Here is a 20,118-nt window from a genome sequence, read left to right on the forward strand (position 1 = left end):
TATCTAAAAAATAACAGATTAATTGCTAAGTTTAAAAAAAGCTTTAAACTTATGGTAAAAGGATACTTCCTAATAAAAAGGAATATTAGTTTGCCATGGTCTTTAATTTATCGTTTGTGATTTCCTTAGAATCTACCATTTTAAGGCTTTTTGAATCTTCTTTACAAGGAATAGAAAAGCTAAAAGTTGAACCTATATTTTCTTCGCTTTCCACCCAAATTTCTCCATTATGACGTTCAATAAAGTCTTTACATAAAATTAAACCTAGACCATTGCCATTTTCTCCTTTTGTTCCAGGTGTAGATTTGCCATTATTTAATTTAAAGAGTTTAGGGATTTGGTTTTCAGGAATTCCTCTGCCACTATCTCTAACGTAAACTTCTGTTTTATTTTTCCCAGCTAGTGCTCCTATTAGTATGACTCCGCCTTCGGGTGTATATTTTATGGCATTATTTATTAAGTTACGAATTACAGTTTCCAGCATCGATCTGTCGCCATATATAAAAAGATTATCATTAGCTGATATTTCCAAGTATATATTTTTATGCTGAGCAACCGATTGGTAAGTCTCAGAAATTCCCGAAATTAGTTTGTTTGCTGAAAGAGTAACAGGATTATAGGGAAGACGGCCAGATTGGTTTAAAGACCACGATAATAGGTTATCGGTTAGGTTTAAAACCCGGGTAACACTTTCTCCTAAATCTTTGCTAGTGCTATTTAGCTTGTCGTATCTTCCTTGTTTTAAATAAATTGTAATAAGTTTTGATATTCCGGAGACTGTTGCTAATGGAGATCGTAAATCATGAGAAATAATCTGAAATAATTTATTTTTAGTTTGGTTGGATGTTTGCAAATCTATGTTTTTTTGATTGAGAATTTTTGCCGACCATTCAATTCGTGATTTTTGTAAACTTAGTATGCGAGTGAGATTTTTATTGCGGTAATATGATTTGACGATAAAACCAACATAAGCGATAATTAGAATTAAAATTATTATCAACCCATTGCGTTGCATTGCTTTATTTTCATTCTCATTTTGTAATATGGCAATTTGAGATTCTTTTTTATCTGTTTCGTATTTTGTTTGAATCATCGAAATTCTGCTTAAGCTTTCTAGATTAAGAAGACTATCTTTTAATTGCTCATAAATCGTAAAATAGTGCATTGCGCTATCGGGGTCTTGCAAATGGGAGTAAATTTTGAAGAGATCTTTACTACTGGTTTTTCTGTAATAAATATTATTAGTTTCAAAAGTATGTTGATAGGCATTTTTGCTGTAGGCAAGAGCTGCTTTATAATTATGTAATCTTATATAAGTATTTGCCAGACTATTTAAACTTGTTGTAATTAAATCTTTATTGCCAATTAATTTTTTTAAATCAAGACTTTTTTGGAAGTACTCAAGAGCAAGAGTATATTGTTTTAATACAAGAAAACAATTTCCAATATTATGATAGGTTTGGGCAAATTTATAATTGTTTGGTTTTTTTGTTAAGATATTAAGGTTGTCATTATAGTAATTTAGCGCTTCCTTAAAGTTTTCTTGTAAAGAGAGAATAACGGCAATGTTATTGTTAACGGCATATAAACTGGAAATATGATCTGATTCTAAATATAATTCAGCAGCTTTTTTATAGTAGCTTAAAGCTTTGTTGTAGTTTTTCAATTCTTTATATACAAGTCCAATGCTATTGTTTGCATCGCCTTTTATAGAGGCATTGTAATTTCTATCATAATAATTAAGAACTGAATAAAAGTCTTTTAAAGCTAAATCGTATTTGGATACTTTCCGCAGCACCAAGCCACGATTAAGATAGGTGAGATTAATTCCAGCCGAATCGGATGCTGTTTTAAAATTTTCTATTGCACGATTGTATATTATTATTGCAGTATCATATTTAGCTTTTCTTCTATAAATTGATCCTATGCGAATATGTGCATTACCAATACCAGAAAAATTTTCTGATTTTAGGGCAAGATCAATTGTTTTATTGGCATAGTATTCAGCTTCAGTTGGCTTAGTTCTGTAATTTTTCCCTGTCCAATTGTTTAGGAAGGTAATTTTATCGTTTACATTAGAAATTGTGTCTAATGAGTATTCGATTTTTTTAATACTTTGTGCAGAAATACCATAAGAAAATAGGAGTAGTAAAAGAGTAGTTAAACGCATAGGGTGTTAATATAAATAGTCTGCAAAGTAGAAAGAATGGAAATAAGGAGTACAGAGGGTGTTTTTAATATTCTAAGTAAATGGGTTTTTAGGGCTGTGTATTTTCAGCATCATCATAATTTATGTCAGTAGCACTATTTTCTGTCGGATCTTTAACCGTATTACTCATTGATGATTCGATAATATTCATAGAAACAGTTCTGATTTCTTTTGTTGGCTTTTGTTTTAAAGGAACCGAAAATTCCACAATATCCGTCTCCAGAGAGCCATTCGTTGTTACACATGCAGTAACTACCCACGATTTTTTTTTGTGTTTTATACTCAGTCCTTGTTCTATAGAGTTTAATGCATAATCTTTTGGTAAGGAAACCACAGCATTTAATGTGTAAATTCCGGTAGATTCTGATTGGGTAAGATTAATAAAGGGTTTAAATAGTTTCATAATTCTAATTTATAATATTGTAATTCGTAGTGAATTTACTAAAATAGATTTATGTTGCAAATATATGTTTAATATATTTGATAAAAATAAAGTCTACCGTATTTTTATTTGTGCAAGATAATGAGTGGGTTGTAATGTGTAAATTCTTGCGACTATAGGAGGGTTTATTTGAAAATGTGTTGCATTTCTAGAAATACAATAATTGTATTCCTAGTTATGCAAATAGGATGTTTTTATGATTTTAATACTTCTTCAATTTCTTTCAGTTCGTTTATTTCAAAATGTAAGTTGTTAATACTATCTATATTTTGATCTAATTGTTGAACCGAACTAGCACCTACTAAAACTGAAGTTACCCGGTCATCTTTTAACAACCAGGCAATGGCCATTTGTGCTAGACTTTGTCCGCGTTTTTCGGCAATAGTATTTAATACTTTTACTTTTTCAATAATTTTATCGGTGAGTTGCTCCTTTTGTAAAAATCCGTGTGATTTGGCTGCTCTCGAGCCTTCAGGAATTCCTTTCAGATATTTATTGGTAAGCATTCCTTGAGCTAAAGGGGAGAAAGCTATAGAACCAATACCTTCTTTTTCGATTGTATCTAGTAATCCATTTTCGACCCAACGATCGAACATCGAATACCGTGGCTGATGGATAAGACAAGGAGTTCCCAAGTCATCTAATATTTTGACGGCTTCATGAGTTTGTTCGGCACTATAACTTGAAATTCCAACATACAAAGCTTTTCCCTGTCGTACGATTTGATCTAGAGCCGACATGGTTTCTTCAATTGGAGTATTGGGATCGGGACGGTGGGAGTAGAAAATGTCGACATAATCTATTCCCATTCTTTTTAAACTTTGATCAAGACTGGCAATTAGATATTTTTTTGAGCCCCAATCACCGTATGGTCCGGGCCACATTGTGTATCCAGCTTTAGTCGAAATTACTATTTCGTCGCGATATTGCTTTAAGTTTTCCTTTAAAATTTTACCAAAATTTTCTTCTGCCGATCCAGGAGGCGGACCATAATTATTAGCCAGATCGAAATGAGTAACACCTCGATCGAATGCATGACAAATAATTTGTTTGAATTCATAAAATAAATCTACATGTCCGAAATTATGCCACAAGCCTAAGGATACTGCCGGTAAAAGCAGTCCACTACGTCCACATCGTCGGTAGGGCATTTCATTGTATCTATCTTTTGATGCGATATACATATTATTAAAGTTTAATGTAGTGTGAAGATAATAAAAGTTGAAAAGTAGAAATGCATAAAAGTTCAAAAAATGTCAAATTATGATTCTGAGATATTGATTTCAATGATTTTTTCTTTTTTAGGAAAGTTGTTTTTTTAAGGAGAAGAAAAATTCAACTCCCTTTTCTTTTCCTGGCTTTACGAATATTCTGCCATTGTGGAAACTTACTGCATTTTTAACAATGGATAGTCCTAGTCCGGTACCACCCATTTTTCTTGATCTTCCGTTATCGGCTCTGTAAAAACGCTCGAATATTCGTGGCAGGTGTTTTTCTGAAATACCTATTCCATTATCCGAATAAGAAAAATAATGGTAGTTACTATCTTCGAAGTAATTTTTGATTTCAACTTTTACTTCTTTGCCGGCATATTTTATCGAGTTATCGATTAAATTTCGAAATACAGAATCGATAAGTTCGCTATTGCCTGTGATGTTTAAATTTCTGGGTATTTGCAAATCGATTTTCATTTTCGATAGTTCTAATTTTAGCTCAAAATCTTCTATCATTTCATCAAGTATTTTCCTGATGTTGATGTTCTCAACCGAGAACAATTGTTGAGCTTCTTCCATTTTGGTTAAAACAGAGATATCCTTAATTAAATTCGATAATCGATTAATTTGCAGGCACGATCGCTCAATAAATTGAATCTTTTTATCCTCGGGCATTGTAGGATTATCTTTAATGGTTTCTAAAAATCCCGAGACAGCGGTAACCGGTGTTTTTAATTCGTGAGCAATATTCAGAGTCATTTCCTGTTTTATGATTTTCTCGTTTTCCGATTTGGTAATGTCGTTAATAGAGATTTCGAAATTACAATCCTGGAATACTACAACCTGATACAGAAATAATTTATGTCCAATAATTACTGTTTTTTTATCGCTGATAATATCTACATTGGGAATGTAATTCGATTTTAGTTTTTTAATGTTGGCATTTATAAATTTGTTGATCTCTTTCAGTTCAGGAAGTTCAAAAATCTCTTGATAGTTGTGAGTAGAAATATTTCCGAGGTAATTTATGTAATCAATAAAATGACTGTTCCAAAGTATCAGGTTTCTATCTTTATCGAAAACAGCAACACCTTCCTGTGCAATCTGAAGATGCATAATTAGTTTCTCTTTTTCTCGAACCAAAGCTTCTTTTGTTTGGCTTAGTTTACGGTAAATTTTCACAATCTGATGACTGATTTCTCCTAATTCTGTTTTTCCAAAATCTTCATTGGGATCAATCGGGCGATTTTTGGCTACATTAATCGCAAATTTTCTAAGTTTCGAAATCGAATTTCCGAAATGTTCGGTTGCATAAATCAGGAAAATTACGGTAACTCCAAATAATCCGATTAGAAAATAAAGAAAAATATTATTTGCCTTTAAAAACATCATCACACTATCGTTGAAAGGTAAGGCCGTTCTAACAAAATGTGAGTAATAGTATTTAGAATAGTAATAATAGGTTTGTCCGGTTGAGCCCGACAAGCGAATATTACTTCCTTTCGTTGTGTGTAGCGATTTTTGCACTTCGGGGCGTTGTAGGTGATTATCCAATTCGCTAAGTTTTTCAACATACGAATCGTAAATAACATCTCCCTTAACAGTAAGTACCGTGATACGGATATTACGATCGGGTATTAATAATCTTAAGGAATCTATTTCGGAAAAACTATTTTTTTTCAATAAGCCTTTTTTGTTAATTAGTTTCTGAACCTGCTCGGTGTAAATATTAAGAGCATATTCCAGTTTCTCACGGCGATAAGCTTTTTCCTGATGATACTGAAATCCTCCAATTAAAAGAGAGAAAATCAGAACAATAAGAAAAAAGAAAAAGAATAATTTTTTTTTGTATTTCGATCCTGAATTATGAATATTTGCTTGCATTTATTCGTTTGGATTAGATAGGTTTCTGGGCTTGTACTTATTGATTGTGTAACAAATATCAATAATTGATATAGATATAACAAATGGTGTGGTACATTATTTTAAGGATTCAAAATAGTATCCGTAACCCGATTTTGTTTTAATCAAATTATGATATTCACCGATTTTTTTTCTAATTCGTCTTACGTTAACATCAACAGTTCTATTGCCAACATAGGTGTCGCCAGCCCAAACTTTATGCATAATTTCGTCGCGAGAGTATATTCTACCTTTATTGCTTAAAAGTAGTTGTAGTATTTCGAATTCTGTTTTGGTTAAGCCTGCATCAATTCCGTTGATACTCACTTTTTTCGATTCAGGGATTAATTTTAAGTTTTCATACTCAAAAGAAACTTCGTGTTTCGATTTCGAATATACTCGTTTACAGATAACATGAATTCTTGCAATTAGCTCTTTAACAGAGAATGGTTTTGCTACATAATCGTCGGCTCCGGCTGTAAAGCCTTTTAATTTATCTATTTCCCTTCCTTTGGCAGTAATAAAAAGAATTGGTTTTTCTTCCAGATCGGGATTTCGACGGATAATTTTCGCCAGTTCCAAACCTGATATTTCTCCCATCATAATATCGAGAAGAAAGAAATCGTATTTGTTAAGTTCTAATTTTAATGCCTGTTCCGACGAGTGGGCGGTGTCTACTTCAAATCCTTCTTGCTCAAGATTGAACTGTAAGATTTCACACAAATCTTCTTCATCATCTACTACTAATATTTTTAAATCTTTCATTTTGAGGCATTCTAAACTGGTTGTGTTAAGATTTTAAAATTTAATTTTTGGATTTAGTTAAATTCAGTGATAACAGGAAGTTGATAGCATTTTTATTGAGGTATTACTCTTTATCGGGTAAGTCCTGATGACGCAAATCGATTCCTTGCTGGAAATAAATTGATGCTTCGGCAATATTAGTGGCATTATCAGCAATTCTCTCAATATTACTTAATATGCTTGCAAAATTTATTAAGTTGTAAATTCCAGTTTTATCAATATCTTTTGGAGTGTGCTTTTTCACCATTCTTTTTAGTAAGTTGTATTGCATTTCGTCAACTAACTCATCATTTTTTATTGTCCAAATGGCATATTCATGATCGAGATCCTCGAATGATATTAATGCTTTTCTAACCATTTTCTCACTTATCGACAACATATCTAATAGGGATTCTCTATGGGTTTCTGGAATAAAAGGAGGTTCCATTTTATTTATAAATCGCAATATATTGTTTAACTGATCTCCAATTCTTTCGATATGACCAATCATTCTGAAGTAGGAGATAAGAAGACGTAAATCACTAGCCATTGGGTGTTGCAGGCCAATGGTTTGAATAATGTTATCGCTTAATTTTAGTTCAAATTTGTCTAGTATGGTTTCGTTGATTTTAAATTTTTCAACTTCTTTAACATCTATAATGTCTAGTCCCAACAAAACAACATTTTCTAATATTTCGAATTGTTCCTGAAGTATCAGTTTCATTTTACCGAAATCTGAATGTATTTTATCGAATTTTTTATCTTTTTTTATTGACATTGAGTAATTCTATAAAAGATTAATAAATATGAATCAACAACTAATTGTATTTTTAGTCAACCAAATTTACCGGTTAGATATTCTTCTGTGCGTTTGTCTTTTGGGGTGGTAAACATCTGTTTGGTTTTACCGTATTCTACAAGTTCACCCAAATACATAAACATCGAATAATCAGAAATTCGAGCAGCTTGCGACATATTATGAGTAACCAAAACAATTGTAAAATCCTTTTTTAATTTTACCAAGAGGTCTTCAATTTTAGCTGTTGCAATTGGATCGAGAGCAGAAGTTGGTTCATCTAAAAGAATAATATCTGGCGTGTAAGCCAAAGCTCGGGCAATACATAAACGTTGTTGTTGTCCTCCCGATAAAAATGTTCCTTTATTGTGCAAAGAGTCTTTTACCTCTTCCCAAAGTCCAACTTCACGAAGCGATTTTTCTACAATTTCATTTTTTTCAGATCGCTTTAGCCTTATTCCATTTAAATTAAATCCTGCAATTACATTGTCGTAAATACTCATGGTTGGAAATGGGTTAGGACGTTGAAAAACCATACCAATTTTTCTTCTTAACTGAATAGGATTCAACTTGTAAATATTTTCCTTGCCTAAATATACAGCACCCTTGTTATGCGTGTTTGGATACAATTCGTGCATGCGGTTAATGGCTCTTAGCAATGTACTTTTACCGCATCCTGAAGGACCCATAATTGCAGTTATTTTATTTTTGGCAATGCCAGCCGATACATTTCGGATGGAGAATTTGTCGCCACCATACGAAACTGATAAATCATCAATTTTAAGCACAGGAGATTCGATATTTTCAATTGGATTCTGTATCACGTTTTTTGCTTTATATGATTGCTGTGTAAGCTCTTTCTCTTTCATTAGTACTGTACTTTCCATTTTTTTGCAATTGCTTTAGCCGATAAATTCAGGCATAAGATTAAAAGAAGTAGAAATAAGGAGGCACTCCATATCATGTTAACAAGGTTGGGGTCGTTATAAAATTCCCATACCAAAAGAGGAACTGCACTCGATGGTCCTGTTATATCTGTATTAATAACTGTACTACCCAAAGCAGTTAGCATTAATGGAGCTGTTTCTCCAGCTATTCTCGAAATTCCTAAAATAATTCCTGTTAATATTCCAGAAATTCCGGTAGGTAAAATCACTTTCAGAATGGTTTTGTGATAAGGAACACCTAAGGAAAGAGCTGCCTCTTTTAGTGTTCCCGGTATCATTTTTAAGGTTTCTTCGGTTGAACGCACGATAGAAGGCAACATCATGATTGATAATGCTACGCTACCTGCAAGAGCAGAAAAACCGCCAGTAATAGGCTTTACAATCCAAATGTAGCCGATAACTCCTAACACGATAGACGGAACGCCCTGCAGCATGTCAACAATAAATCTGACAATACCCGGGAATTTTCCTTTCGAGTTTTCTGCCAAATAAATTCCACAGATAATTCCAAGTGGAATAGCAATAATAGAAGCCATTCCCACAATAATTAGTGTACCAACAATTCCATTGGCAATACCACCTGGAATAATTTCGTTGTTTGCAACGGCAAGCATTGCTTCCATGGTATCTGGTGCTTCCTCGAAGAAAAAGCTAATATTTAATTGGCGATACCCTTTTACTGCCAACTGATATAGAATTAAAAACAAAGGTACACTTGATAGAAAAGCAAGACCAATCATCATATAGGTGAAGATTTTGTCTTTTAGCAAGCGTTGCTTCATTTTTCTGTTTGATATTTCTGTAGAGATATTCATTTCTAGATATATAATTGATGAGCTAGGCCGATAATTTTCTCATAATTAATTTGCCGATGTAATTCACAATTCCTGTGATAATGAAAAGGAGTAATCCTATTTCAATAAGCGAGGAGTATTTAAGCCCTTCGGCTTCACTAAACTGGTTAGCAATTAAACTTGCCATGGTATTTCCCAAATCGAAAATTCCAGTTGGTATTATATTTGAGTTGCCAATAAGCATGGTTACTGCCATGGTTTCACCAATAGCTCTACCTAAAGCAAGAATGTAACCTGCAAAAATTCCTGAACCCGCATTGGGAACAATAACATTTCTAACTACCTCGAATCGGGTAGCTCCTAGTGAGTAAGCAGCTTCTTTTAAACTTCCGGGAACCATAGAAATAACTTCGGCACCTAAAGAAGAAGCATAAGGTATAATCATAATAGCTAACACTATTGAGGAGGTGAATATTCCAAATCCCTGAGCGTTAAGTCCAAGCTCTGCAACCAAAGGTTTTAAAGCATAAAATCCCCATAAACCATAAACCACCGATGGAATACCTGCTAAAAGATCAACTACAGATCTTAAAAAAGAAGGTAGTTTTCCGTTTTTAAAATACTCTCCCAGAAAAAGAGAGATGGAAAAGGCAAATGGAAAGGTGATAATTAATGCTAGAATGGATGTTAAGAGAGTTCCGATGATGAATGGTAGTGCACCATAAGATTCTCTTCCTTCGGTAGGATTCCATTCTGAAGAATAGATAAATCCAAAACCAAATTCTTTAAAAGATGGAATGGATCCGATAAATAGGGTAGTAACAATTCCTAGTGCAATTAATACAATAAGAACACCACTACCAATTAACAGATATTTAAATAATTTTTCGCTGTTCATGCTTGAACGATTCAGAGTTGAAAAGAATGAGTTTGCTTCAATTTAATGTCTGGAGAACTTTTATATTCTAATTTTAAGAATATGTAATTGAAGCAAACTCCTTTTAAGAATATATCTTTTTATAGATTAGATAATATTTCTCCATTATATGTAACCTTTTTCAAAACGGCTTTTGCTTTTGCAACTGCAGCTTCGGGAAGTGGAGCATAGTGAACTTTAGTAGTTTCTTTTTGTGCATCGGCACTTACTACCCAGTCTATTAATTTAATGGTTTGATTTGCCTGATCTTTACTTCTGTTATTGTAATTTTGCTCTTTGTAAATAATTATCCAGGTAAAGCTAGAAATTGGATATCCGTCTGCAGCATTGGTGTTGGTAAGGCTAACACGAGTATCGGCAGGCATTTCACCTTTTGCCGAAGCACTTACCGATTCAACAGAAGGCAAAATAAAGTTACCTGCCTGATTTTGAATGCTTGCTACAGGAATTCCCATTGCAAAAGCATACTCAGAACCAATGTAACCAATAGCACCAACTGTTTGACTAATTGTACCGGCAACACCAGGATTACCTTTTGCTCCAATACCCACAGCCCATTGTAAAGCTTTTCCGGCACCAATTTTCTTAGCCCAGTTAGAGCTCACTTTGCTCATATAATCGCTAAAAATAAAAGTAGTACCACTACCATCCGAACGATAAACAACTGTTATCGCAAGATCAGGTAAATTAGCACCTGGATTTATAGCTGCAATTTTCTTGTCATTCCAATTGGTGATTTTTCCCATAAAAACGCCCTCCATTAGTTCAGGAGTAAATTTTAATTCTGGTTTTCCGGGAAGATTGTATGCCGCAACTACGGCACCTAAGCAAGTAGGAATATGAAGAACTTCTCCTGGCATACCAGCAAGTTTTGTGTCATTTAAAAAAGCGTCGCTGGCGCCAAAATCAACAATTTTATCTTTTAAACTACGGATTCCGCCACCAGAACCAATTCCACCATAAGTTACCAGCAAGCCTTGTTCTTTTGTGTAACTTTTAAAAATTTTATTGTAAAATGGTTGTGGGAAAGTTGCGCCAGCACCAGTAATACTTTTTGCTTTTTTATTATTGGTCGATTTGTCTTTTCCTGCATTTCCACAACTTGCCATTAATGCAAGAATTATTATAGTAGATAGGAGTAGTTGAATTTTTTTCATTTTTCTAGTTTTTTAATTTAAAAACGATTGTTTGCAGATTTTTTCTATTTTAAAATCTTTGTAGATACATTTACATATTATTGAGAAAAGCTTTTCTCTTTATTTCTACTACTGCAATGTTAGTAAGCTAATGTTACAGGAATATTACAGCAATGTTAAATAATTGTTACTTGTTGTAATTGTTTGAAAATGAAAATAAATCCTTCGGTTTTATATGGATATAATAATATATGAAATCAAAGTGTTACATTTTTAGGAAGACTAAAAGTTAATTTGCCGACATGAAAAATAATTTACAAAAAGTTGCAGATGTAATTTTAGCATCGAAATCGATGATTGCATTTACAGGAGCAGGAATTTCTGTTGAAAGTGGTATTCCTCCTTTTCGGGGACCAGAAGGTTTATGGAGTAAATATGATCCCAAATGTTTAGATTTAGACTATTTTCATTCTAATCCGAAAGATTCATGGATTGCTATAAAAGAGATATTTTATGATTTTTTTGGAACTGCAAAGCCGAATAAAGCTCATAAGGTACTTGCAGAATGGGAACAAAAATCTTTGTTAAAAGCTGTTGTTACTCAAAATATAGATAATCTACATCAGCAGGCAGGATCGAAAACTATTTTTGAATTTCATGGAAACTCGCAAAAATTAATTTGTAAAGAATGCAATCGGGTTTATTTGCCCGAGGAAGTTAATTTAAATGATTTGCCTCCTTGTTGTAAGAATGATGGAGTTGTTCTGAAACCTGATTTTGTATTTTTTGGCGAAGGTATTCCTGAGAAGGCATATAATAATTCTTTACTATTTGCACGAAATGCTGATCTTGTAATAATTGTTGGAACAACCGGTGAGGTAATGCCTGCAGCTATGATTCCTACCGAGGCAAAACGTAATGGTGCTACTATTATCGAGATTAATACCGAAGAATCGAACTATACTAATCGAATTACTGATTTTTTTCTTCAAGGAAAGGCGAGTGAAATATTGGAGCAATTAGATGAATTATTGTCCCCAAAGATCTAATCTACCTTTTTGATTTATTGTATATTGTAGAATGTAGCAATCACAAAAGACAATGCTTATTAATAATGATGAATAGTTTCAAAAGATGATTTTACAGGTATATTACACTAAAATATTTTATATTTGTTAGCGATTTTGTAAATAATTAATCAAGACCATTGGTCTTAAATTCATAATTTACTCGTAAAAATCGAAATAAGTAAAGCCGATTAATCAGGATTTATTAGGAAAATTATTAAAATTCAAAATAGAATTTCATGAAATTATTAGAAGGAAAAACAGCGATTATTACTGGTGCTTCACGTGGTATTGGTAAGGCAGTTGCAATCGAATTTGCAAAACAAGGTTGTAATGTTGCTTTTACTGATTTGTTCTACAATGAGCAAGCTATCGAAACTGAAAAAGAAATTGCTTCTTATGGTGTAAAAGCAAAAGGATATGCTTCTGATGCGAGCAATTTTGCCGATACAGATAGAGTAGTTGCTGAGATTGTGAAAGAATTTGGTGCTCTTGATATTTTGGTAAACAATGCAGGTATTACTAAAGATACTTTATTGATGCGTATGACTGAAGAGCAGTGGGATATGGTTATTAATGTTAACCTAAAATCTGTATTCAATTTTACTAAAGCGGTTCAAAGAACTATGTTAAAACAACGTAGTGGTTCTATTATCAACATGAGTTCTGTAGTAGGAGTAAGTGGTAATGCTGGTCAGGCTAACTATTCTGCATCGAAAGCTGGTATTATTGGTTTTACAAAATCGGTTGCTAAAGAGCTAGGATCAAGAGGTATTCGCTCGAATGCTATTGCTCCAGGTTTTATTATTACCGAAATGACAGGAAAACTGCCAGAAGATGTTGTTAAAGAATGGGCAGGTAAAATTCCTTTGAAAAGAGGAGGAACACCTGAAGAAATCGCAAAAACTTGTGTTTACTTAGGTTCAGATCTTTCGTCTTATGTTACAGGGCAAACCATTCACGTTTGTGGTGGAATGAATATGTAATATATTTCTCTTAGAATATTTTGAAGCCGGACTTTTAGTTCGGCTTTTTTATATTAACTTCTATTTGGCGTATCAACATTAAATATAAATTTAATGGAGAAGGGTATGATTTATAGTTGTAACATAAATTTGTATTTTAGCTTAATTAGATTAATTTTAAATAATAGATTGTTACTTATAAAAAATTGAAATAACTATTATGAAAAAATTATTTAGAATTATTGGTTTACCATTATTGTTGGTATTGTTTATGTTTATGGGAAATATTCAAAAATCTTATGCACATTGCGAAATTCCATGTGGTATTTATGCCGATTCGCTAAGAGTTGTCTTAATGAGCGAACATATTACTACCATAGAAAAAAGTATGAAAAAAATCACTGAGTTATCATCGGCCGATAATATCGATTATAATCAATTGGTACGCTGGGTAAGTAATAAAGAAGAACATGCTAAGAAATTACAGGATATTGCAACCCAATATTTTATGTTTCAAAGAGTTAAGCTGAGCGATGATCCTGAGCAAATTAAAAAGAATCAAAAAATACTGACTGTATTGCATGAAATATGCGTGTATGCCATGAAAACCAAACAAACAACCGATTTAAATTACATTAGTAAGTTAAAGGAATCGGTTCATAATTTTTCACATTTGTATTTTGGTGCTACAAAACATCATCATCATTAAAAATAACAATATTAAATTGAATAGAGAGGAAACTAATTACAATACAGTTTCCTCTTTATTTGTTAGTAGTACATATAATCCAAAGTTCTTATTTTGAAAAGGGCTAACCATAGGTAGATATCCGCTAAACCATTTTCCATCTTTCATTTTAAAAGGATATTCTTTTATCATTTTATCGTGAAAAGTATCGAAAGATTCTTTGGGCTTAAAATTGATTTTAAAAGATCCATGGGAGTTTTTATGAATGTATTGATTAAGAATTATGGCTAAAGTTCCCATGTTGTAACGCAAGTTAATTTCTACGCAAGGATGAATAAGGCTTTCCCCATTTTCGTTTTCAATAATCATACAATCAACGCCAAAATATCCGCAATAATTGTCTGATATGGCAGATTTTTTTAGTTCCTTTAGCATGCCTTCTGATAACTCCTTGATAATTTGTTCCGAAAGGAAATTTTTTATTTCCCTGGGAATACCACCCAAAATATTACCATTATATTGGCCATTCGAATTTGTTTTGAAAAATGCAAGTCCAAGAAAGTTCAAATTTCCTTTTCCATCGCAGTAGTATTGTAATGAAAAATCGAACTTTTTATTTAGTAAAGGTTCTACCATTACATATCCTTGAGCTTCGAGAGTACCTTTTATCCATTGAGTAATCGATTCATTTAAATATGAATATCTTAACACTTGTAAACCTCTGCCAGACGAACTCCAGGGAGCTTTAATTATTATCTGTTTCCATTTTTTAATTAACGCATCTATTTCTGCAACCGATTTGCAGATAATTGCTTTTTTGTCGTGATGTAAATATCCGTTATTGTTGTTTTGTAGAAAATCGTTTAGTACACTTAATGCTGTTTTGCGGCTGTAAAGTTCTTTATGATTATCTTTCCAATAAGAGTTTGGCTGATTTAGAAATTGCTCGCTGCAATACTTCTTTAAAGGTTTAAAAATATGATGAATTCTCGGACTCCAGCCCCAGGGATGCAATTCCATTTTGTTAGGAAGTAGTGAATCTGGATGAAGCAGTATGTCGCTAAGCTTAATGATTTTGGGGAGTTTTATTCCTGCATCGCTTATTATTCTAAGGAATTTAGAATCGGGCATTTGCTTCGTTAATATAACATCTTCTTCCGAAGCAAAATACATGGAAAGTAAATCCAAATCCTGTTCGAATTTAGTTAATGTTTTATTTGGCATATAGCTGAGCGTGCCATTAGAGATGGCAATTTCACAGGTAGGATTATAAAAAAACACTTTTGATATACTCATTATTAAATCTCTTTTTGGGTGTCGCAAAAGTAGAAGAAATCTATCTATATTTGATTTTATTTTAATAAAAAAAACAGATATGATTTTTCCAGATAAACTTGTTCATGGTAGATTAATAAAAAGATACAAACGTTTTTTGGCGGATATTGAATTAGATAATGGCGAAATAGTTGTTGCTCACACTGCTAATTCGGGAAGTATGAAATCCTGCCTGAAGGAAGATGCCGAAGTTTATTTAACTTATGTTGATGATCCGAAAAGAAAAACTAATTACACCTGGGAAATGATTAAAATTAATGATTCGTGGGTTGGAATTAATACGGCAGTGCCAAATTTATTAATTTACGAAGCTGTTAAAAATCAAGAAATAATAGCTTTGGAAGGATATACAGATGTTAAGCGGGAAGTGCGTTTCGATGATAGCCGTTTCGATGTTTTTGCACAAAACGAAAAAGAAGAATGTTTTATAGAGGTGAAAAATGTGAGTTTAAAGATGGATAATTATGCGCGTTTTCCTGATGCAGTAACTGTTCGAGGTAGAAAACATCTAAATACGCTAATGAAAGTAAAAAAGGAGGGTAAGCGTGCAGTTATGGTTTATGTGGTTCAACGTGCTGATGTTGATGTATTTGCTCCAGCTGTTGATATTGATCCGGAATACGCAATAACACTAAAAAAAGCCTGTGAAAATGGGGTGGAAATTTATCCAATACGTGCAATTGTAAGTCCTAAAAAGATTGTGCTTGGTGATATTTTGCCTTTTGAATTGGAGAGTTGAGCTTATAGCTTTAAAAATATAACTCTATCATCTTTAAAAAGTGGAGTTTTATTACAATTTTAATTGGTTAGACCAAACAATTGATAGAATAGTAAAGAGTATAATTCGATTCGAAACAGAAAAAAGCTATTTTTGCCTGACAAAAATTACAGAAATGAACGAAAAGGCAAGAGAAGAATTGGCAAAGTATCGTCAGTTGCGAGATGAGGTAAGCGAAGTAAGTAATAAATTAGCTGCTTTGCACAAGAACGAAATGGCATGTAAAAAAGGTTGTTCCGATTGTTGTATGAATTTTCAGGTTTTGCCTGTAGAATATTTCAGTATGCTCGATGAATTAAAACAAAATTCGCCGGCTGCCTATAAAGAATTAGATAAAAATGCCGAAGATTGTAATTTTCTAATAGATGATTTGTGTCAGATATATGAATCTCGTCCTTTTATTTGTCGAACACATGGCTTGCCACTGCTTTTCATGAATCAGGAAGGCGATGCCTGGGAATTATCGGCTTGTCCTTTAAATTTTACCAGTTTCGACGATTTCCATAGCGAGAATACTTTTCCACAAGATACCTATAATAGCAAATTGTTTCTTGTTAATCAGGAGTTTGTGAAAAATTATAAGGAAGAACAATTTGGAGATTTTGATCTGATATCAATAAATAGGTTGGTGAAGGATTTGAAAAAATAATATATACTCCTCGCTTTTGAGGAGTATACTATTTTTTTATTGTAATTGAGGATTTTTAGCTTTCCCCGAGAATAATAGCAATAATATAGCTGTTACTACTCCAATATATCCGGCAAGACTGTAGCTTCCTGTTAAAGTAAAAATTCTACTAAAAAATAAAGGTGCTATGGCACTCGAGAATACAATCATCGACATGGCAAGACCGCTAATGGCACCTAAATGTTCTCTTCCATAAAATCGGGGCCAGGTAATTGCAGCCAGTACAGAAAATAACCCTCCCATAATTCCATTTCCTAAAATTAGCACATAATATCCAAATGGATATGCAAGTGTTGCAACACCTAAAGCAGCTAGTAAGCAGCCCAAAAGGAATATGATTAGTAATTTTTGTAATCGAATATAGTCACTTATTAAATTTCCAACAACAGCCGTTATAATTGAAATTACAGAAGCTGGAATAAATACGCTAAGAGCTTTCTGTTCTGAGAGTCCACATGACCCAAAGATTGAAATTACATTAAATGTAAATCCGGTAATGAAAAAAGCATTAAAACTTAAGGCTAATGCAAATACCCAAAATACCCATGTGTTGCGCGCTTCTTTTAAGGTATATTGTTTTTTAGTTTGAAAAGTAGGATTTGTTTTTACTTTTGGTTTTAGTTTTTTTCCGTCGGGAATTAATCCACACTCTTCGGGATTATCACGGAAGAAAACAAAGGCAAAACCAATGAAAAGCAGTGTTAAAATAGCAAGAATCTGATAGGTAATACTCCAGTTAAATTTACCTATTAGCATGGCAATAAAAAGAGGAGAAACTGCAAAACCAAAAGATTGAAAAGCACTTGAAATACTATTGGCTAATCCTCTGCGTTGATCGAACCATTTCATAATTAAATTTCGTGAGGCAAGAGTTAAAACGCCTTGTCCCGAAAAGCGAAGAAAAAAGAATAGCAAAGCCATGCAAATAAAAGCAATAACAGTAAAGCTAATGTCTGTAAATTCTGATATTTCTGCTGTAATCTTATTGGATACTGAGAATAACATTAGTGTTATTGTTAATCCTAAGGCAGCAATTATTGCAGTAAATCTGGCGCCGAATTTATCGTAAATTTTTCCAGCGTAGGTAAGAAAAAACGAACTGGTAACTGTTCCAATTAGGTAAGCAGAACTTAATGCATCGCGACTTAACTGCAAGGATTCCATTAGGTAATCGGTAAATACAGACACACCCATAGTTTGTCCGGGAATACTGCAAAGTACCCCAAGTGTTCCGGCTACCAAACTAACCCATCCGTAAAAGAATGGAAATTTTTTAGGGGCAAAAGGGTAATTAGGATTTCTTTTCAAAACAATTATTGTAATAAATTAAGGATGCAAAAGTAAGGATTATTATTCTTTGTTTTCACTTATTATTCGAATTCACCCATTCTAAAATATCATTAAATCGATAGTTTTCTAAAAATGAAAAATAGTTGTCTTGTTTTAATTTTAAACGAGTAAAAATGGGAGTGTTAATGCCACATAAAAACTTGGCAATTAATCTATTTGTAGACTTGTCTGCTAATTTACCGGTTGCCTGCTGACACAATTCCTGATAATCGTATTTACTTAAGTCTTTTAAATGAATTGAATTTTCAATTTTAACACTTCCAGAATTACAAACTGAACAATGTCCACATTTTTCCCATTTTGGATATTCACCAAAATAATTAGCTAGTTTTTTACTGATACAGGTTTGAGATTCGAAAAGGGCGAGCATTTCACGAATTCGATTTACTTCTACCTTCTCTTTTTGTTTAAAGCTATCATACAGTTCTTCGGCAACTTCATCAATATCAAAATTAGGATTCGATACAGCAAAAACATCAACCATTAGTTTTGCTTCTAAATTGATTAAATGTTGAGCATCGAAATATTCTAATGCCGAAACAATTCGATTTCGGTCTGTTGAATAATTTTCACTAATTGTATCGAAATTTACAGTAATCCACTTTCTGGCTTTTTGCGAATGATCGAAAATAGCCTGAATAAATTTCTTTCGCTCTCCTTGGAACTTTTCTATGATACTTTTTTCATCACTATTTAAGCTGAATCTGTAATCGGCAAAATAACTAAATAAAGGTTTAATAATTCCGCGCATCTCCATGTAAACCAGTAGTGTTTTAATGGGAAGAATACGAATATTACTAAGCGAGGGTAGTGTATTTAATTTGATTTCCCAGTTGTTTTCAGCCTTTTTTATGAGCCTTAGAATCTCTTTTATGCCTGATAGGTCGGGAGTGTCTCCAAATATAAAATTCTCAAGCACATTAATATTATCATGATTTGCCAAAACAATGCAATCGGATTTTTTACCATCCCGGCCAGCTCTTCCGATTTCCTGAGAATAGTTTTCGGTTGATTTTGGCAGATCGTAATGGATCACATATCGAATGTTACTTTTATCAATTCCCATTCCAAAAGCAATGGTGGCAACAACACAATTAATTTTGCCATCCATAAACTGATTTTGAATTTCCTCGCGGCCTTCACTTTTTAATCCTGCATGGTATGCTTTCGCAGATATTCCTTTCGATGCTAAAATGGAGGAAACTATTTCTGCAGTTTTTTGTTGAGTTACATATACAATTCCACATTCATTTTTTCTGGTACTAAGCAGTGATATTAATTGTTCATTTTTTTGAGATTGATGAATGGGAATCACTTCCAAGTTTAAATTTGATCGATAAAAACCTGTAATGCTAATTTGTTCTTTAGGGATTGCAAATTTTTTCGACATATCCTCAATTACTTTTGGTGTTGCTGTTGCGGTAAGTAAAAGAACTTGTTTTGCTTTAAATTCATTTCTATAATCGGGAAGCTTAAGGTAATCGGGTCTGAAATTATGTCCCCATTCTGAAATACAATGTGCTTCATCAACCACCATAAGTGAGACAGGAATCTCTTTTAAGAATCTTCGAAAGCGTTCATTTTTAAATCGTTCTACTGATATCATTAATATTTTATGACGCTTGGCGCGGATTCCATTCATAACCTCTTGCTCCTCTTCTTTCGAAAGAGAAGAATCAATACGAACTGCCGATATATTTTTGGATTGTAAAAAATCAATTTGATCTTTTATTAAAGCCAGTAAAGGAGAAACAACAAGTGTTAACTCGGGTAATCGCAATGCAGGTAACTGATAGCACAGTGATTTTCCAGAACCCGTTGGAAAAATTGCAATGGCAGATTTGTCATCAAGTATATTCGAAATGACTTCTTCCTGCCCAGGTTTAAATATAGAAAAGCCAAAATTATCTTTTAAAAGATTTTGTATCATGATTTTATATTGATGTGGAATGGTACATAATATACTTGCACTCTTGTTGTAAATTCTGAATATCGAAATTAATCAATTAATTGCAGATATATGTGTAAATACTAAAACTAATGGGGTAAATGCAGAGTGTTAAAAAAGTCTAAAGAATTAAATTTTC

Annotated in this window: 18 protein-coding genes; 5 read left to right on the top strand and 13 right to left on the bottom strand. The window is 32.9% G+C overall.

Annotated features, from left to right (window positions below):
- Positions 1–85: 85 nt before the first annotated feature.
- The 10 genes from ACT3CE_RS09425 to pstS all read right to left on the bottom strand — a co-directional run bounded on the left by ACT3CE_RS09425 (position 86) and on the right by pstS (position 11,181).
- A complete protein-coding gene (locus ACT3CE_RS09425) occupies positions 86–2,170 on the bottom strand; it encodes a tetratricopeptide repeat-containing sensor histidine kinase (RefSeq protein ID WP_444709516.1) in 2,085 nt (694 codons plus the stop codon).
- An 88-nt stretch (positions 2,171–2,258) separates the two neighbouring features.
- Positions 2,259–2,612: a hypothetical protein gene (locus ACT3CE_RS09430; RefSeq protein ID WP_444709517.1), complete on the bottom strand. Its 354-nt coding sequence runs from the start codon at positions 2,610–2,612 to the stop codon at positions 2,259–2,261.
- Between the two features lie 233 nt (positions 2,613–2,845).
- The gene (gene mgrA / locus ACT3CE_RS09435; protein WP_444709518.1) at positions 2,846–3,835 is read right to left on the bottom strand and encodes an L-glyceraldehyde 3-phosphate reductase; all 990 of its coding nucleotides are present in this window, start codon (positions 3,833–3,835) and stop codon (positions 2,846–2,848) included.
- Positions 3,836–3,952: 117 nt separating this feature from the next.
- Positions 3,953–5,749 (bottom strand): ATP-binding protein, encoded by a 1,797-nt coding sequence (locus ACT3CE_RS09440; RefSeq protein WP_444709519.1) that lies wholly within the window; start codon positions 5,747–5,749, stop codon positions 3,953–3,955.
- A gap of 96 nt (positions 5,750–5,845) precedes the next feature.
- Positions 5,846–6,532: a response regulator transcription factor gene (locus ACT3CE_RS09445; RefSeq protein ID WP_444709520.1), complete on the bottom strand. Its 687-nt coding sequence runs from the start codon at positions 6,530–6,532 to the stop codon at positions 5,846–5,848.
- A gap of 103 nt (positions 6,533–6,635) precedes the next feature.
- Positions 6,636–7,328: a phosphate signaling complex PhoU family protein gene (locus tag ACT3CE_RS09450; RefSeq protein ID WP_444709521.1), complete on the bottom strand. Its 693-nt coding sequence runs from the start codon at positions 7,326–7,328 to the stop codon at positions 6,636–6,638.
- Between the two features lie 56 nt (positions 7,329–7,384).
- The gene (pstB, locus tag ACT3CE_RS09455; protein ID WP_444709522.1) at positions 7,385–8,233 is read right to left on the bottom strand and encodes a phosphate ABC transporter ATP-binding protein PstB; all 849 of its coding nucleotides are present in this window, start codon (positions 8,231–8,233) and stop codon (positions 7,385–7,387) included.
- Positions 8,215–9,108, bottom strand: a complete 894-nt coding sequence (gene pstA / locus ACT3CE_RS09460) for a phosphate ABC transporter permease PstA (protein WP_444709523.1) — start codon at positions 9,106–9,108, stop codon at positions 8,215–8,217. The genes pstB and pstA overlap by 19 nt, the downstream gene beginning before the upstream one ends.
- 22 nt (positions 9,109–9,130) lie before the next feature.
- Entirely contained in the window at positions 9,131–9,985 is an 855-nt protein-coding gene (gene pstC / locus ACT3CE_RS09465) for a phosphate ABC transporter permease subunit PstC (protein ID WP_444709524.1), read from the bottom strand.
- Positions 9,986–10,104: 119 nt separating this feature from the next.
- Positions 10,105–11,181, bottom strand: coding sequence for a phosphate ABC transporter substrate-binding protein PstS (pstS, locus tag ACT3CE_RS09470; RefSeq protein ID WP_444709525.1), 1,077 nt, complete (start codon positions 11,179–11,181; stop codon positions 10,105–10,107).
- A 281-nt stretch (positions 11,182–11,462) separates the two neighbouring features.
- Between pstS and ACT3CE_RS09475 the strand changes: the two genes are divergently transcribed.
- The 3 genes from ACT3CE_RS09475 (at position 11,463) to ACT3CE_RS09485 (ending at position 13,901) form a co-directional block, all read left to right on the top strand.
- Entirely contained in the window at positions 11,463–12,209 is a 747-nt protein-coding gene (locus tag ACT3CE_RS09475) for an SIR2 family NAD-dependent protein deacylase (protein WP_444709526.1), read from the top strand.
- A 257-nt stretch (positions 12,210–12,466) separates the two neighbouring features.
- Positions 12,467–13,213 carry a 3-oxoacyl-[acyl-carrier-protein] reductase gene (gene fabG, locus ACT3CE_RS09480; protein WP_444709527.1) on the top strand — a complete coding sequence of 249 codons (747 nt, stop codon included), beginning with the start codon at positions 12,467–12,469 and terminating at the stop codon, positions 13,211–13,213.
- Between the two features lie 199 nt (positions 13,214–13,412).
- Positions 13,413–13,901, top strand: a complete 489-nt coding sequence (locus tag ACT3CE_RS09485; RefSeq protein ID WP_444709528.1) for a superoxide dismutase [Ni] — start codon at positions 13,413–13,415, stop codon at positions 13,899–13,901.
- 36 nt (positions 13,902–13,937) lie between these two features.
- Here the strand turns inward: ACT3CE_RS09485 and ACT3CE_RS09490 are convergent, their stop codons facing one another.
- A complete protein-coding gene (locus tag ACT3CE_RS09490) occupies positions 13,938–15,176 on the bottom strand; it encodes a hypothetical protein (RefSeq protein ID WP_444709529.1) in 1,239 nt (412 codons plus the stop codon).
- 79 nt (positions 15,177–15,255) lie between these two features.
- On the opposite strand from ACT3CE_RS09490, the gene sfsA reads away from it, so the two are divergent.
- Both sfsA and ACT3CE_RS09500 read left to right on the top strand, forming a co-directional pair.
- Positions 15,256–15,954 (top strand): DNA/RNA nuclease SfsA, encoded by a 699-nt coding sequence (sfsA, locus tag ACT3CE_RS09495; RefSeq protein ID WP_444709530.1) that lies wholly within the window; start codon positions 15,256–15,258, stop codon positions 15,952–15,954.
- A gap of 154 nt (positions 15,955–16,108) precedes the next feature.
- The gene (locus tag ACT3CE_RS09500) at positions 16,109–16,642 is read left to right on the top strand and encodes a YkgJ family cysteine cluster protein (RefSeq protein WP_444709531.1); all 534 of its coding nucleotides are present in this window, start codon (positions 16,109–16,111) and stop codon (positions 16,640–16,642) included.
- A gap of 36 nt (positions 16,643–16,678) precedes the next feature.
- On the opposite strand, the gene ACT3CE_RS09505 is transcribed toward ACT3CE_RS09500, so the two are convergent.
- Both ACT3CE_RS09505 and ACT3CE_RS09510 read right to left on the bottom strand, forming a co-directional pair.
- The gene (locus tag ACT3CE_RS09505) at positions 16,679–17,989 is read right to left on the bottom strand and encodes an MFS transporter (RefSeq protein ID WP_444709532.1); all 1,311 of its coding nucleotides are present in this window, start codon (positions 17,987–17,989) and stop codon (positions 16,679–16,681) included.
- Between the two features lie 55 nt (positions 17,990–18,044).
- Positions 18,045–19,961 (bottom strand): RecQ family ATP-dependent DNA helicase, encoded by a 1,917-nt coding sequence (locus ACT3CE_RS09510; RefSeq protein WP_444709533.1) that lies wholly within the window; start codon positions 19,959–19,961, stop codon positions 18,045–18,047.
- Between the last annotated feature and the right edge of the window lie 157 nt (positions 19,962–20,118).

The organism is Marinifilum sp. RC60d5 (assembly GCF_052400665.1).
In the GTDB taxonomy this organism is placed as follows: domain Bacteria; phylum Bacteroidota; class Bacteroidia; order Bacteroidales; family Marinifilaceae; genus JBQTGK01.

Bases quoted from the DNA above. Each gene is read 5' to 3' on its own strand.
- ACT3CE_RS09425 (WP_444709516.1), bottom strand. From the start codon at position 2,170: ATGCGTTTAACTACTCTTTTACTACTCCTATTTTCTTATGGTATTTCT.
- ACT3CE_RS09490 (WP_444709529.1), bottom strand. From the start codon at position 15,176: ATGAGTATATCAAAAGTGTTTTTTTATAATCCTACCTGTGAAATTGCC.
- ACT3CE_RS09430 (WP_444709517.1), bottom strand. From the start codon at position 2,612: ATGAAACTATTTAAACCCTTTATTAATCTTACCCAATCAGAATCTACC.
- ACT3CE_RS09445 (WP_444709520.1), bottom strand. From the start codon at position 6,532: ATGAAAGATTTAAAAATATTAGTAGTAGATGATGAAGAAGATTTGTGT.
- pstS (WP_444709525.1), bottom strand. From the start codon at position 11,181: ATGAAAAAAATTCAACTACTCCTATCTACTATAATAATTCTTGCATTA.
- ACT3CE_RS09510 (WP_444709533.1), bottom strand. From the start codon at position 19,961: ATGATACAAAATCTTTTAAAAGATAATTTTGGCTTTTCTATATTTAAA.
- ACT3CE_RS09485 (WP_444709528.1), top strand. From the start codon at position 13,413: ATGAAAAAATTATTTAGAATTATTGGTTTACCATTATTGTTGGTATTG.
- mgrA (WP_444709518.1), bottom strand. From the start codon at position 3,835: ATGTATATCGCATCAAAAGATAGATACAATGAAATGCCCTACCGACGA.
- pstB (WP_444709522.1), bottom strand. From the start codon at position 8,233: ATGGAAAGTACAGTACTAATGAAAGAGAAAGAGCTTACACAGCAATCA.
- fabG (WP_444709527.1), top strand. From the start codon at position 12,467: ATGAAATTATTAGAAGGAAAAACAGCGATTATTACTGGTGCTTCACGT.
- ACT3CE_RS09450 (WP_444709521.1), bottom strand. From the start codon at position 7,328: ATGTCAATAAAAAAAGATAAAAAATTCGATAAAATACATTCAGATTTC.
- pstC (WP_444709524.1), bottom strand. From the start codon at position 9,985: ATGAACAGCGAAAAATTATTTAAATATCTGTTAATTGGTAGTGGTGTT.
- pstA (WP_444709523.1), bottom strand. From the start codon at position 9,108: ATGAATATCTCTACAGAAATATCAAACAGAAAAATGAAGCAACGCTTG.
- ACT3CE_RS09500 (WP_444709531.1), top strand. From the start codon at position 16,109: ATGAACGAAAAGGCAAGAGAAGAATTGGCAAAGTATCGTCAGTTGCGA.
- ACT3CE_RS09475 (WP_444709526.1), top strand. From the start codon at position 11,463: ATGAAAAATAATTTACAAAAAGTTGCAGATGTAATTTTAGCATCGAAA.
- sfsA (WP_444709530.1), top strand. From the start codon at position 15,256: ATGATTTTTCCAGATAAACTTGTTCATGGTAGATTAATAAAAAGATAC.
- ACT3CE_RS09440 (WP_444709519.1), bottom strand. From the start codon at position 5,749: ATGCAAGCAAATATTCATAATTCAGGATCGAAATACAAAAAAAAATTA.